Here is a 12,684-nt window from a genome sequence, read left to right on the forward strand (position 1 = left end):
ACGACCCCCGGCGAACGGGGGCAGACAACCACCGCAACCCGACAGGAGATGAAGATGACGACACGCAGAAAGTTTCTCACGGCCACCGGCGCGGGCGCGCTGGCGGTGCCGCTGGCGGCCCCGTCCATCGTCACGGCGCAGGAACCGATCCGCTGGCGGTTCCAGACCTATGCCGGTGCAGCACTTGGCGAACAGGTCACCAAGCCGATCATCGACTACATCAACGCCGCGTCGAACGGCGAGATGCAGATCGACCTGTTCTACGCTGACCAGATCGTGCCGACGGGCGAGCTGTTCCAGGCGCTCCAGCGCGGGACGATCGACGGGGTCCATTCGGACGACGACAGCATGGCCTCGCCCACCCCGCTGCGGGTGTTCGGGGGCTATTTCCCCTTCGCCACCAAGCATATCCTCGACGTGCCGGTGCTGTTCAACCAGTACGGGCTGGCCGACATCTGGCGCGAGGAATACGCCAAGGTCGGCGTGACGTGGCTGTCGGCAGCGGGTCAGGACCCATGCAATTTCAACACCACGAAGGAAATCACCTCCATCGAGGATCTGGCGGGGCTGCGGCTTTACACCTTCCCGACGGCGGGCCGGTTCCTGTCGCGCTTCGGCGTGGTGCCTGTGAACATCCCCTATGAAGACGCCGAGGTCGCGGTGCAGACGGGCGAGCTGGACGGGATGGCCTGGTCCGGCATCACAGAGGATTACACCGTCGGCTGGGCGGACGTGACCGACTACTTCCTGACCAACAACATCTCGGGCGCGTGGATCGGGTCGTTCTTCGTCAACCAGGAACGCTGGGCGGAACTGCCCGACCACCTCAAGCAGCTCGTGATGGCCGGGATCGAGGCCGGGCACACTTATCGCAACCAGTGGTACTGGGGCGGCGAGGCGCGGCTGCGCGCGCAGGGCGACAAGCTGGCGCTGCGCACGGTCCCGGCCGAGGAATGGGCCGAGGTCGAAAACGCCGCGAAGGAGTTCTGGACCGAGATCGCCGAGGAAGGCGAAGTGCATGCGAAAATCGTGCAGATCTTCCGCGACTACAACGCGACGATCAACCAGGCGGGCCCGCCCTACACCAACGGCTGATCCTGCTTGCCGGTCCCGGTGCATGCCGGGGCCGGTCCCTTTTCCGTCCGACACGAGGTGACCCATGTCCGCCCCGCTCAGCTTCGACGACCTCAAGACCGCCGTGGCCGACGGCACGATCGACACCGTTCTGGTGTGCTTCACCGACATGCAAGGCCGGCTGATGGGCAAGCGGTTCCATGCCGCCAATTTCGTTGAACACGGCCACGCCGAAACCCATTGTTGCAACTACCTGCTGGCGACGGATCTCGAGATGGCGACGCCCGACGGCTATGCGGCGACAAGCTGGGCGCAGGGGTACGGTGACTACACCATGATCCCCGACCTGACGACGCTGCGCCCGGTGCCGTGGCTGGAGGGCACGGCGATGGTGCTGTGCGACGTGATCGACCACCACACCCACGCGCCCGTGCCCCACGATCCGCGCGCCATGCTGAAGGCGCAGGTGGCGCGAGCAGCGGCCATGGGCCTGACGCCGATGATGGCGACGGAGCTGGAGTTCTTCATCTTCGAGAAGTCGCTGGATGAGTTGCGCGCCACCGGCTACCGAGACCTCGCCCCCTGGGGGAAGTATAACGAGGATTATCACATCTTCGCCACCACCAAGGAAGAGGCGATCATGCGCCCCCTGCGCAATCACCTCGTGGCCGCAGGCATCCCGGTGGAGGGCACCAAGGGCGAGGCAGAGGCCGGGCAGGAAGAGCTGAACATCCGTTACGCCGATGCGCTCGCCTGTGCCGATCACCACACCATCGCCAAGACGGCCGTGAAGGAGATCGCGTGGCAGCACGGCCGGTCCGCCAGTTTCCTGCCCAAGCTCGCACCGAACAGGGTCGGCAGTTCCAGCCATGTGCACATGTCGCTGTGGACGGACGGTGCCAACGCCTTCTTCGACGGCTCGGCCCCCCATGGCATGTCGCCGCTGATGCAATCGGCGCTGGCGGGGCTGATCGCCTATGCGCCGGATTACACCTTCTTCCTTGCGCCTTACGTGAACAGCTACAAACGCTTCGCCAAGGGCACCTTCGCGCCGACACGCACGGCGTGGTCGGTGGACAACCGCACCGCCGCCTTCCGGCTCTGCGGCGAAGGGACCAAGGGCGTACGCATCGAATGCCGGATCGGCGGGTCGGACCTGAACCCTTATCTCGCGCAGGCGGCGATGCTTGCCGCAGCGCTGAAAGGGATCGAGGACGGGCAGGACATGCCCGCCCCGGTGCGCGGCGACGTCTATGACAGCGACGCGGGTGAGATCCCTCGCACCCTGCGCGCCGCAACCGAAACGCTGCGCAACTCGGCCATGCTGCGCGAAGCCTTCGGCGACGGGGTGGTTGACCATTACACCCGCTGCGCCGAATGGGAGCAGGAGGAATTCGACCGCGCCGTGACCGACTGGGAAATCGCGCGCGGCTTCGAAAAAGCCTGAACGACCACGACACGCCGCCCCCACGCGGCCAATCCCGAAGGATACCCCCGTGAAGACGCTCGACTGCATCTCGCCCATCGACGGCGCGGTCTATGCCAGCCGCCCCGTTCTGGACCCCGACACGGCCCGCGCCGCCGCCCGCGCCCGCGCGGCGCAGCCCGCATGGGCCGCCCGCCCGCTGGCCGAGCGCGTGGCGCTCGTGCGCAAGGCAGTGGAGATCATCGGGACCCAGACCGACCGCATGGCCACGGAACTCGCCCACCAGATGGGCCGCCCCATCCGCTATGGTGGCGAATATGGCGGGTTCAAGGAACGCGCCGACTACATGGCCGACATCGCGGCCGATGCGCTCGCCCCCATGGTGATCGAGGACAGCGATGCCTTCCTGCGCCAGATCGCGCGCGAACCCGCCGGGGTCGTGCTGATCGTGGCACCGTGGAACTATCCCTACATGACGGCCATCAACACGCTGGCGCCCGCGCTGATCGCGGGCAACACGGTGCTGCTAAAACACGCGACGCAGACCCTGCTGGTGGGCGAACATCTGGCCGAAGCGTTCCATGCCGCGGGCGTGCCGGAGGACGTGTTCCAAAACGTGGTGCTCGACCACGACACCACCAGCGCGCTGATCGCGGACCGGGCCTTCGACGTGGTGAACTTCACCGGGTCCGTGGGCGGCGGGCGCAAGATCGAGCAGGCCGCGGCGGGCACCTTCACGGCCGTCGCCACGGAACTGGGCGGCAAGGATCCGGGCTATGTCCGCGCCGATGCCGATCTTGACGCGGCAGTGGCGGGACTGATGGACGGGGCCCTGTTCAATTCCGGCCAGTGTTGTTGCGGGATCGAACGGATCTATGTCCACGAAAGCCTCTACGACGCCTTCGTGGAAAAGGCGGTCGCGGTGGCGCGGGGCATGGTGCTGGGCAATCCGCTGGACCCTGAAATCACGCTCGGGCCGATGGCCCATGTGCGCTTCGCACATGTCGTGCGTGACCAGATCGCGGACGCGGTGGCCGCGGGCGCCACGGCCCATGTAGAGACCTTCGCAACGGACGATGGCGGAGCGTATCTGACACCTCAGGTCCTGACCGGCGTGACCCACGACATGGCCGTGATGCGCGACGAAAGCTTCGGTCCCGTGGTCGGCATCATGCCGGTGAAGGACGACGACGAAGCGATCGCGCTGATGAACGACTGCCAGTTCGGCCTGACCGCCGCGATCTTCACCCGCGACGCGGGCGCGGCAGAGTCGATCGGCGCGCGGCTGCGCACCGGCACCGTGTTCATGAACCGCTGCGATTACCTCGACCCCGCGCTGTGCTGGACGGGCTGCAAGGACACGGGGCGCGGCACGGGCCTGTCGGTTCTGGGCTACCACGCGCTGACCCGGCCCAAATCCTACCATCTCAAGAAGGCGTGACCCGATGTCCCTGGTTGCCAACTGGTCCTACCCCACCGCGGTGCGCTTCGGCGCGGGCCGCATTTCGGAACTGGCCAACGCCTGTCGCGCCGCGGGCATGACCCGGCCCCTGCTCGTCACCGACCGGGGGCTGGCGGGCCTGCCGATCACCGCCGCGGCGCTCGACCTGCTGGACGAAGCCGGGCTGGGCCGCGCGATCTTCAGCGACGTGGATGCCAACCCGTCCGACCGCAACGTGACCGAAGGACTGCGCGTGATCCGTGAAGGCGGGTTCGACGGAGTCGTGGCTTTCGGTGGCGGGTCGGGGCTGGACCTGGGCAAGACGCTGGCGTTCATGGCCGGGCAAACGCGCCCTCTGTGGGATTTCGAGGATATCGGCGACTGGTGGACCCGCGCCGACCCTGCGGGCATCCTGCCCATCGTCGCGGTGCCGACAACGGCGGGAACGGGATCCGAGGTGGGGCGCGCGGGTGTGATTACCAACGAACAGGCGGGCGAGAAGAAGATCATCTTCCACCCGAAGATGTTGCCCGCGCAGGTCATCTGCGACCCGGAACTGACCGTGGGCATGCCGCCAGCTATCACGGCTGGCACCGGCCTCGATGCCTTCGCCCACTGCGTGGAGGCGTATTCCTCGCCCCATTACCACCCGATGAGCCAGGGGATCGCGCTCGAAGGGATGCGGCTGGTTAAGGACTATCTGCCCCGCGCTTACGCCGACGGCTCGGATATCGAGGCGCGCGCGCAGATGATGTCGGCGGCGGCGATGGGGGCCACCGCGTTCCAGAAAGGTCTGGGGGCGATCCACGCGCTCAGCCACCCGATCGGGGCCGTGCACCACACCCACCACGGCACGACAAATGCGGTGTGCATGCCCGCCGTGCTGCAGTTCAACCGTCCCGCCATCGCCGACCGCTTCGATATGGCGGCGGCCTACCTCGGGATCGCGGGCGGATTCGACGGGTTCTGCCGCTTCGTGGACGACCTGAATGACCAGCTTGGCATCCCGCGGACCCTCACAGAGCTTGGCGTGCACAGCCCGGATATCGCATCGCTGACCGCGGCGGCACTGCGCGACCCCAGCGTCGGGGGCAATCCCGTGGACATGACGGTCGAAAACACCACCGCGCTTTTCGAAGCGCTTCTCTGATCCTGCTGCCAGGACAAGGCGGCACCACGCCCCGACTTGCTGCCTTGCCCCGGAGATGATCCGGGACCGTGGCCGTGAAACGGTCGCGGTCGCGCGGTCATAGCCGCGGGGAAGCGCACGCATGCTCCGATCATCTGCCTGCAGGAATTCCCATGGTACCCGAGGTCGGACTCGAACCGACACGCCTTGCGGCGGGGGATTTTGAATCCCCTGCGTCTACCATTCCGCCACTCGGGCCCGTTGGGGCCATCCGGTTCTTGCAGGAATCGCGGCCCCCTTCAAGAGGCCTGCCTGCCCGGATGGTCGGGGCGATAGGATTCGAACCTACGACCTACGGTACCCAAAACCGTCGCGCTACCAGGCTGCGCCACGCCCCGACTGGGCGGTTCCTAGCGGCACCGGCGCGCCAAGGGAAGGGGCAATCATTTGCAGGGCCACGCCGCGTCGTCGCCAATGGCGGGATGGCGCAACTCGGTCCCCGGCGCGATGCCGAACTGCGCGGCCAGACCGCCGTTGATCTCGAGCACGAACTGGATGTCGCTCCCGCCCGGGATCGAGGTTTCATCCAGCGGCACGGCGTTTTCATGCACCCGCGCCACGGTACCGGTCCCATCGAGGAAGATGATGTCCAGCGGGATGAGCGTGTTGCGCATCCAGAAGGACACGGATTGCGGCCGGTCGTAGACAAAGAGCATGCCTGCACCGCGCGGCAGCGATTCCCGGTGCATCAGGCCGCGGGAGCGTTCGCGCGGCGTATCGGCCAGTTCCACCGCGAAGCGCGCCTGCCCCCAGTCGCCGCGCAGGTCGACCGCGTCCGGCGCGCATCGCGCCAAGGCCGCAGCGGGCAGGAACAGCACCACCAGAGCCAAGGCAAGCGTCGCGCGCAGGCGGAGCAGCCATCCGGTATCGCGCATCTGCAGGCTCACAACGGCTCGTCGAGGTCGTGGTCCAGCGCGTGGTCCCAGGCATAGACCCGCAGCGCCATCAGCCCGCGCCGACCCTCGGCGGCACGCACACAGATCGCCTCCCCCGGTTGCAGGTCGGCAAGACCCGACCGGCGGAGCACCTCCACATGCACGAAGATGTCGCCGGGCCGTCCGAAGGCATTGGCGAAACCGAAGCCCTTGGCCTTGTCGAACCATTTCACCCGCGCCGGTTCCAGCGGGCCGGCGGTGGACAGGTCCACATCCTGCCCGAAATAATCATCCCCGACGGGTTCGGCCCGCGGCGGTTCCACGCGCAGGACCTCCACCGCCTGCCGACCGCGCTGGGTTTCCGTGACCGCCAGTTCGACCACCGAGCCGTCGGCAACCGAGCTTTGCCCGAAGCTGCGCAGCACATTGGCATGCAACAGGATATCGGCGCCGCCGGTATCGGCCACGACGAACCCGAAGCCCTTGGCGGGATCGAACCACTTCACCTGTCCGGTCAGAATTTCCGGGATGTCGTCATCGGGGGGATCGGATGAATGTGTCAAAACCAAATCTTTCCCAGGCGCAAAAATGGCACGTGACCGACATCCGCGCGCCGGGATCGTACCGAAGCCGTCAATCCCAGGTTGCGCAACGCAGGTGCAAATCGACCTTGGACGCTAAACACGCAAACCTGTCCGGTCAAGTTGACAACGCGCCGACTGGGTGCGAGACCGCGCACCCCTGTCACGGGTTCAGCCTTGCGACGGACCATGGCGCATCCGGCGCGCTGCGGGTCCAGCGGAAGCGGTCGTGCAGGCGAAAGGCTCCGTCGGCCCAGAACTCGATCTCGACCGGTGTGATCCGGTAGCCGCCCCAATGGGGCGGCCGGTCCGGATCGAGCCCGAGCCGAAGGGACAGTTTCGCCACGCGCGCCATGAGCGTCGCGCGGTCCGCGAGCGGCTGCGACTGCTCGGACGCCCAGGCCCCGATGCGACTTTGCAGCGCGCGCGACCGGAAATAGGCATCGGACCGCGCGGCATCCAGCCGCGACACCGTTCCGCGCACGCGCAACTGGCGGCGCAGCGATTTCCAGTGCATCGCAAAGGCCGCCTTGCCCGCCCCGTCCAGTTCCCGGCCCTTGGCGCTTTGGTAGTTGGTATAGAAAACGAAGCCGTCATCCTCGATCCCGCGCATCAGGACGATCCGAACGTTGGGCAACCCGTCATCGTCCACCGTCGCAAGCGCGGCGGCATCCGGATCGTTGGGTTCATGATCCGCAGCTTCGGCAACCCAGGCGCGCGCAATGGCGAACGGGTCGTCGCCCGCGAAAATACCGTCTCGTTCCGCCATACACCCCCCACAGGCCAACACTGCGCGCCCGCCCGCCGCCCCACTCCACAAGCCAACGTGGCTTGCGGGGACAGCGCTGGCTGAACCCCTTCGAAGGGGGCCGAACGGTCCGGCGCCGTCTCTTGATGCCCGGCGGGCATTCGCCTACACGACCTCAAACCATGGTGCGCGGAGATCACGGAATGTCAACTATGCTCATGTCAGGGAAACGCGGCCTCATCATGGGTTTGGCCAATGACAAATCCATCGCGTGGGGCATCGCCAAGGCCTGCGCGGAGCATGGGGCGGAGCTTGCGTTTTCCTACCAGGGCGGCCCGCTGAAGAAACGGGTGGAGCCTCTCGCGGCGCAGCTTGGATCGGACCTTCTGATCGAATGCGACGTGTCCGATGCGGCGTCGCTCGACCGGGTGTTCGACACGCTGCGCGACACGTGGGGGCGGCTCGATTTCGTGGTCCACGCGATCGCCTATTCCGACAAGACGCAGCTGCGCGGGCGGTATGTGGACACCACCGCGGAAAACTTCCGCCATTCCATGGACATCTCCGTCTATTCCTTCACGGCCGTCTGCCAGCGCGCGTCGGCCCTGATGACCGAGGGCGGATCGTGTCTTACGCTGACCTATTACGGCGCGGAAAAGGTCATGCCGCATTACAACATGATGGGCGTAGCCAAGGCCGCGCTGGAGGCGTCGGTGAAATACCTGGCGGAGGACCTGGGAAAAGACGGCGTGCGGGTCAACGCGATCTCCGCCGGACCGATCAAGACGCTGGCCGCCAGCGGTATCGGCGATTTCCGCTACATCATGAAATGGAACGAATACAACTCGCCCCTGCGCCGCAACGTCACGCAGGAAGAGGTCGGCAAGGCCGCGGTCTACCTGCTGTCCGATCTCGGGTCGGGGACCACGGGCGAGAACCTGCACGTGGACGCGGGCTACCACGTCGTGGGCATGAAGGCAGTCGATGCGCCCGACATCGCCAAGAGCTGACCTACACGCGGACCGGGAGGATGGACGCATGACCGACAGGCTGCCGCACGAGAAGGGATTTCACGTCAGCTGGGACCAGTTGCACCGCGATGCGCGCGCGCTGGCGTGGCGGTTGCAGGGGCACGGTCCCGAGGGCACCGGCTGGCGTGCCGTCGTCGCGATCACCCGCGGCGGCATGGCCCCGGCGATGATCGTGGCGCGGGAACTCGACATCCGGACCGTCGATACGATCTCGGTGAAGAGCTACAATCATCAGACGCAGAGCGCGCCGAAGATCATCAAGTCCCCGGACATGGACATCGTGGGCGACGGCACCGGCGTGCTGATCGTGGATGACCTGGTGGACACGGGCCGCACGCTCGAAGTGGTGCGTGCGACCATGCCCAAGGCCCATGTCGCAACGATCTATGCCAAGCCCATGGGCCGTCCGCAGGTGGACACGTTCATCACGGAAGTCAGCCAGGACACCTGGATCTTCTTCCCCTGGGACATGGCGCTGCAATACGTGGAACCCTATCGCGGGACCTGAACCCGAACGGACGGGACACCTGCGGCGACGAATACAGGAAGGCAAGCGACATGGCGAAGACCGGGGACAAGCCCGCGGCGAAATCGGCGAAGAGCAAGATCGGCAATGCCGTGGTCTGGGTGCTGCTGGCGCTGCTGATCGTGGGGCTTGCCGGTTTCGGCACCGGCAATTTCGGCGGCACCGTGCGCAGCGTGGCCAGCGTGGGCGAAACGCAGGTGTCGCTCAACACCTATGGCCGGGCGCTGCAGCGGGAACTTGCCGCGCGCGCCGGCCCCGAAGGCAACCCGATGACCATGGCCGAGGCGCAGGCGCAGGGCGTGGATACCGCCGTATTGCAGAACCTTCTGTCCGGCGCCGCGCTGGAAGAGGCGGCGCGCATGGCGGGCATCAGCGTGGGCGACGCCCGCGTCGCGGAACAGATCCGGCAGATCCCCGGCTTCCAGGGCATCGACGGGCAGTTCGACCGGGAAGCCTACAGCTTCGCGCTGGACCGCGCGGGGCTGAGCGTGTCGGAGTTCGAAAGCCAGATCCGGGCCGAACTTGCATCGAACCTGCTGCAGGTGGCGGCGGGCGGCGGCGTGCAGCCCCTGCCCGCCTATGCCGACGCCATCATCACTTATCTGGGCGAGGCCCGCACCCTGCGCCACGTCCGGCTGGGAGAGGACGCGCTCGACGCGCCCCTGCCCGACCCGACCGATGCCGAGATCGCGGCGTATTACGACGCCAACAGCGCGGAATTCACCGAACCCGGCTACAAGGCGATCACCTATGCATGGCTCACGCCCGGCATGATGGCCGACGGGATCGAGATCCCGGAGGACGAGTTGCGCGCCGCCTATGACGCGCGAAGCGACGAGTACGACATACCCGCTCGGCGCATGGTCGAACGGCTGGGCTTCCCGGACGAAGCGGCGGCGCAGGCCGCCATGGACGCGATCGACGCGGGCGAGATGGATTTCGACACGCTGGTGACCGAACGCGGGCTGGAGTTGCGCGACGTCGATCTTGGCTTCGTCACGCAGGGCGATCTGGACGATGCGGGCGATGCGGTTTTCGCGTTGGACGACACCGGCGTCGTCGGGCCGCTGCCCTCGCCCGTGGGGCCCGCGCTGTTTCGGGTCAACGCGATCCTGAACGCGCGGCAGGTCAGCTTCGACGAAGCGCGCGCGGAATTGCGCGACGATCTCGCGCGCGACTGGGCCGAAGCCGCGCTGGCCGACCGGATCGAACCGCTCGAGGATCTGCTGGCGGGGGGCGCGACGCTCGAGGATCTCGCCGCGGAAACCGATCTCGAACTGGGTCGGATGGACTGGCGGGGACCGGGCGATGCCGATGCCGACATCGCGTCCTATGATGCCGTGAACATCGCCGCCGAACGGTTGCAGGACGACGACTTCCCGGAGATCATGCAGGCGGAGGACGGTACGCTGTTCGCGCTGCGGCTTGACGAGACCGTACCGGCACGTGTGCCGCCGCTGGACGATATCCGCGACGCCGTCGCCGCCGCCACGCGCACGGCGGCCCTGCGCGCATCGCTCATGGAGCAGGCGGAGGACATGGCAACGGCGCTGTCGGAGGGCACGTCCTTTGCGGACCTCGGGTTCGAGGACACGGCCACCACGACCGTGTCCCGGCGGGGCGCGCCCGGCGACCTCCCCCCGACCGCGATCGAAGCCGCGTTCGACATGGATCGTGGCGCGGCGCGGGTGCTGGGCGACGACGCGGGCGTGGTCCTGATGCGGCTCGAAGAGATCACGCCGCCGGACCCGCAGTCACGGGAAACCCAGTCGCTGCGGCAGACGATCAGCGGGCAGGCCGCCGAGGCGATGGCCGGGCAGGTGCTGTCCGTGATCGCGGCCGCCATCCAGTCCGAGGCCGGCATTTCCGTCAACCAGGCCGCGGTGAACGCGGTCCACGCGAATATCCCATGATGCTCACGCCCTTCGCCCGGGTCGCCACGGGGTTCGAGGCCGGGCGCAACCAGGTGGTCTACACCCGGCTGGCCGCCGACCTTGATACGCCTGTGTCGCTGATGCTGAAGCTGGGTGCCGCCCGCCCCGACACGTTCATGCTGGAATCGGTGACGGGCGGCGAGGTGCGGGGGCGCTATTCCATCATCGGGATGAAACCCGATCTCGTGTGGCAGTGCCGCGGCACGCAGGCCGCGCTGAACCGGCAGGCGCGCTATGACCGCGACGCGTTCCAGCCCGAAGACGCCGCCCCGCTCGACAGCCTGCGCGCGCTGATCGCCGAAAGCCGCATCGACATGCCCGACGACCTGCCCGCCGCCGCCGCGGGGCTGTTCGGGTATCTCGGCTACGACATGATCCGGCTGGTCGAACACCTGCCGGACGTGAACCCCGACCCGCTCGGCCTGCCCGACGCGGTGCTGATGCGCCCGTCGGTCGTCGCCGTGCTCGACGGCGTGAAGGGCGAGGTGACGGTGGTCGCGCCCATGTGGGTCGCGGACGGGCTGTCGGCCCGCGCGGCCTATGCGCAGGCGGCGGAGCGGGTGATGGACGCGGTGCGCGATCTCGAACGCCAGCCCACCGCGGACAGCCGCGAGTTGGGCGATCCTGGGCCCGAGGCGGAGCCGGTGTCGAACTTCACCCACGACGCCTATCTGGATGCCGTGCGGCGGGCCAAGGACTACATCGCCTCGGGCGACATCTTCCAGGTGGTCCCGTCCCAGCGCTGGACGCAGCCCTTCGCCCTGCCGCCGTTTTCGCTCTATCGCAGCCTGCGGCGCACGAACCCGTCGCCCTTCATGTTCTTCTTCAATTTCGGCGGCTTCCAGGTGGTTGGGGCCTCGCCGGAGATCCTCGTGCGGGTGTTCGGCCGCGAGGTCACGATCCGCCCCATCGCGGGCACGCGGCCCCGCGGTGCCACACCCGACGAGGACCGCGCGCTGGAGGCCGACCTTCTCGCCGATCCCAAGGAACGCGCGGAACATCTGATGTTGCTTGATCTCGGGCGCAACGACACGGGCCGCGTCAGCCGGATCGGTACGGTGCGGCCCACGGAACAGTTCGTCATCGAACGCTACAGCCACGTCATGCACATCGTGTCCAACGTGGTGGGCGAGCTGTCCGAGGATCACGACGCACTGTCGGCGCTGCTGGCGGGTCTGCCCGCGGGCACGGTCAGCGGCGCGCCCAAGGTCCGCGCCATGCAGATCATCGACGAACTGGAGCCGGAAAAGCGCGGCGTCTATGGCGGCGGCGTGGGCTATTTCGCGGCCAATGGCGACATGGACATGTGCATCGCGCTGCGCACGGCGGTGGTGCAGGACGGCAAGCTCTACATCCAGGCGGGCGGCGGGGTCGTGCATGACAGCGACCCGCAGGCCGAATGGCAGGAAACCGTCAACAAGTCGCTTGCGATCCGCCGCGCCGCCGCCGATGCCGCGCGGTTCCGGGGCGGGAACGGCTGAGGGACCGAGGGTCAGTCCAGCAGGCTGGCCGCCGTGACGGGCACGAGATCGCGGGCCGGTCCGCCCAGCCATGCGCCGAGACGGTCCCAGAGCGCGGGATCACCCGACACCAGCACGATCACCGCTCCGTCGCGCCGGGCGCGCAGGGCGATCCGCGCCAGTGTCGTCGCGTCGGCAGCGTCGGGCGCATCCAGTCGCACATAGGCAAGGAGCGCGCTGTCCTGTGCGGCGCCGGTGTCCGTCACGATCGTGCCGCCGCCCACGAGGACCAGCCGGCCCGGCGCGGTCTCTGACGCCTGCCCGCCGATCCAGTCCGGCAGCGGGCCGGGTGCGGCCGCGTCCAGCACGAAGGCCACGCGCGGGCCGGGCGGTTGCGGG

General features: G+C 67.7%; 12 protein-coding genes and 2 tRNA genes. 8 read left to right on the forward strand and 6 right to left on the reverse strand.

Annotated elements, in window-relative coordinates; all coding sequences use genetic code 11:
- The first annotated feature begins 54 nt into the window (after positions 1–54).
- From DDE13_RS06385 to DDE13_RS06400, 4 genes are all read left to right on the forward strand, one after another.
- A complete protein-coding gene (locus DDE13_RS06385; RefSeq protein ID WP_111402638.1) occupies positions 55–1,095 on the forward strand; it encodes a TRAP transporter substrate-binding protein in 1,041 nt (346 codons plus the stop codon).
- A 64-nt stretch (positions 1,096–1,159) separates the two neighbouring features.
- Entirely contained in the window at positions 1,160–2,521 is a 1,362-nt protein-coding gene (locus tag DDE13_RS06390; protein ID WP_111402600.1) for a glutamine synthetase family protein, read from the forward strand.
- Positions 2,522–2,570: 49 nt separating this feature from the next.
- Complete coding sequence (locus tag DDE13_RS06395; RefSeq protein WP_111402602.1) at positions 2,571–3,941, forward strand: aldehyde dehydrogenase family protein; 1,371 nt, start codon at positions 2,571–2,573, stop codon at positions 3,939–3,941.
- A 4-nt stretch (positions 3,942–3,945) separates the two neighbouring features.
- Positions 3,946–5,091 (forward strand): iron-containing alcohol dehydrogenase, encoded by a 1,146-nt coding sequence (locus DDE13_RS06400; protein WP_111402604.1) that lies wholly within the window; start codon positions 3,946–3,948, stop codon positions 5,089–5,091.
- A 153-nt stretch (positions 5,092–5,244) separates the two neighbouring features.
- On the opposite strand, the gene DDE13_RS06405 is transcribed toward DDE13_RS06400, so the two are convergent.
- The 5 genes from DDE13_RS06405 to pdxH all read right to left on the reverse strand — a co-directional run bounded on the left by DDE13_RS06405 (position 5,245) and on the right by pdxH (position 7,355).
- Positions 5,245–5,328: transfer RNA gene (locus tag DDE13_RS06405), tRNA-Leu, on the reverse strand.
- Between the two features lie 63 nt (positions 5,329–5,391).
- Positions 5,392–5,468, reverse strand: a tRNA-Pro gene (locus DDE13_RS06410).
- 45 nt (positions 5,469–5,513) lie between these two features.
- On the reverse strand, positions 5,514–6,005 hold the full coding sequence (locus DDE13_RS06415) for a DUF192 domain-containing protein (protein ID WP_111402640.1): 492 nt from the start codon (positions 6,003–6,005) through the stop codon (positions 5,514–5,516).
- Positions 6,006–6,013: 8 nt separating this feature from the next.
- Positions 6,014–6,568: a cold-shock protein gene (locus DDE13_RS06420; RefSeq protein WP_111402606.1), complete on the reverse strand. Its 555-nt coding sequence runs from the start codon at positions 6,566–6,568 to the stop codon at positions 6,014–6,016.
- Between the two features lie 181 nt (positions 6,569–6,749).
- The gene (gene pdxH / locus DDE13_RS06425) at positions 6,750–7,355 is read right to left on the reverse strand and encodes a pyridoxamine 5'-phosphate oxidase (RefSeq protein ID WP_111402608.1); all 606 of its coding nucleotides are present in this window, start codon (positions 7,353–7,355) and stop codon (positions 6,750–6,752) included.
- Between the two features lie 182 nt (positions 7,356–7,537).
- Between pdxH and fabI the strand changes: the two genes are divergently transcribed.
- From fabI to trpE, 4 genes are read left to right on the forward strand one after another with little or no spacing between them, the layout of a single operon-like run.
- Positions 7,538–8,344: an enoyl-ACP reductase FabI gene (fabI, locus tag DDE13_RS06430; protein ID WP_111402610.1), complete on the forward strand. Its 807-nt coding sequence runs from the start codon at positions 7,538–7,540 to the stop codon at positions 8,342–8,344.
- Positions 8,345–8,372: 28 nt separating this feature from the next.
- On the forward strand, positions 8,373–8,873 hold the full coding sequence (gene gpt / locus DDE13_RS06435; RefSeq protein ID WP_111402612.1) for a xanthine phosphoribosyltransferase: 501 nt from the start codon (positions 8,373–8,375) through the stop codon (positions 8,871–8,873).
- A gap of 50 nt (positions 8,874–8,923) precedes the next feature.
- Positions 8,924–10,804 carry a peptidyl-prolyl cis-trans isomerase gene (locus DDE13_RS06440; RefSeq protein WP_111402614.1) on the forward strand — a complete coding sequence of 627 codons (1,881 nt, stop codon included), beginning with the start codon at positions 8,924–8,926 and terminating at the stop codon, positions 10,802–10,804.
- Entirely contained in the window at positions 10,801–12,306 is a 1,506-nt protein-coding gene (trpE, locus tag DDE13_RS06445; RefSeq protein ID WP_111402616.1) for an anthranilate synthase component I, read from the forward strand. The genes DDE13_RS06440 and trpE overlap by 4 nt, the downstream gene beginning before the upstream one ends.
- 11 nt (positions 12,307–12,317) lie before the next feature.
- On the opposite strand, the gene DDE13_RS06450 is transcribed toward trpE, so the two are convergent.
- Positions 12,318–12,684 (reverse strand): hypothetical protein (locus DDE13_RS06450; RefSeq protein ID WP_222626041.1); only part of this gene is annotated, 367 nt, incomplete at its 5' end.

The organism is Meridianimarinicoccus zhengii, assembly GCF_003254465.1.
Lineage (GTDB): Bacteria > Pseudomonadota > Alphaproteobacteria > Rhodobacterales > Rhodobacteraceae > Meridianimarinicoccus > Meridianimarinicoccus zhengii.

Excerpts from the sequence above, each read along its gene's own strand:
- DDE13_RS06385 (WP_111402638.1), top strand. The coding sequence starts at position 55 with ATGACGACACGCAGAAAGTTTCTCACGGCCACCGGCGCGGGCGCGCTG.
- DDE13_RS06400 (WP_111402604.1), top strand. The coding sequence starts at position 3,946 with ATGTCCCTGGTTGCCAACTGGTCCTACCCCACCGCGGTGCGCTTCGGC.
- DDE13_RS06415 (WP_111402640.1), bottom strand. The coding sequence starts at position 6,005 with ATGCGCGATACCGGATGGCTGCTCCGCCTGCGCGCGACGCTTGCCTTG.
- DDE13_RS06440 (WP_111402614.1), top strand. The coding sequence starts at position 8,924 with ATGGCGAAGACCGGGGACAAGCCCGCGGCGAAATCGGCGAAGAGCAAG.
- DDE13_RS06390 (WP_111402600.1), top strand. The coding sequence starts at position 1,160 with ATGTCCGCCCCGCTCAGCTTCGACGACCTCAAGACCGCCGTGGCCGAC.
- pdxH (WP_111402608.1), bottom strand. The coding sequence starts at position 7,355 with ATGGCGGAACGAGACGGTATTTTCGCGGGCGACGACCCGTTCGCCATT.
- fabI (WP_111402610.1), top strand. The coding sequence starts at position 7,538 with ATGTCAACTATGCTCATGTCAGGGAAACGCGGCCTCATCATGGGTTTG.
- gpt (WP_111402612.1), top strand. The coding sequence starts at position 8,373 with ATGACCGACAGGCTGCCGCACGAGAAGGGATTTCACGTCAGCTGGGAC.
- trpE (WP_111402616.1), top strand. The coding sequence starts at position 10,801 with ATGATGCTCACGCCCTTCGCCCGGGTCGCCACGGGGTTCGAGGCCGGG.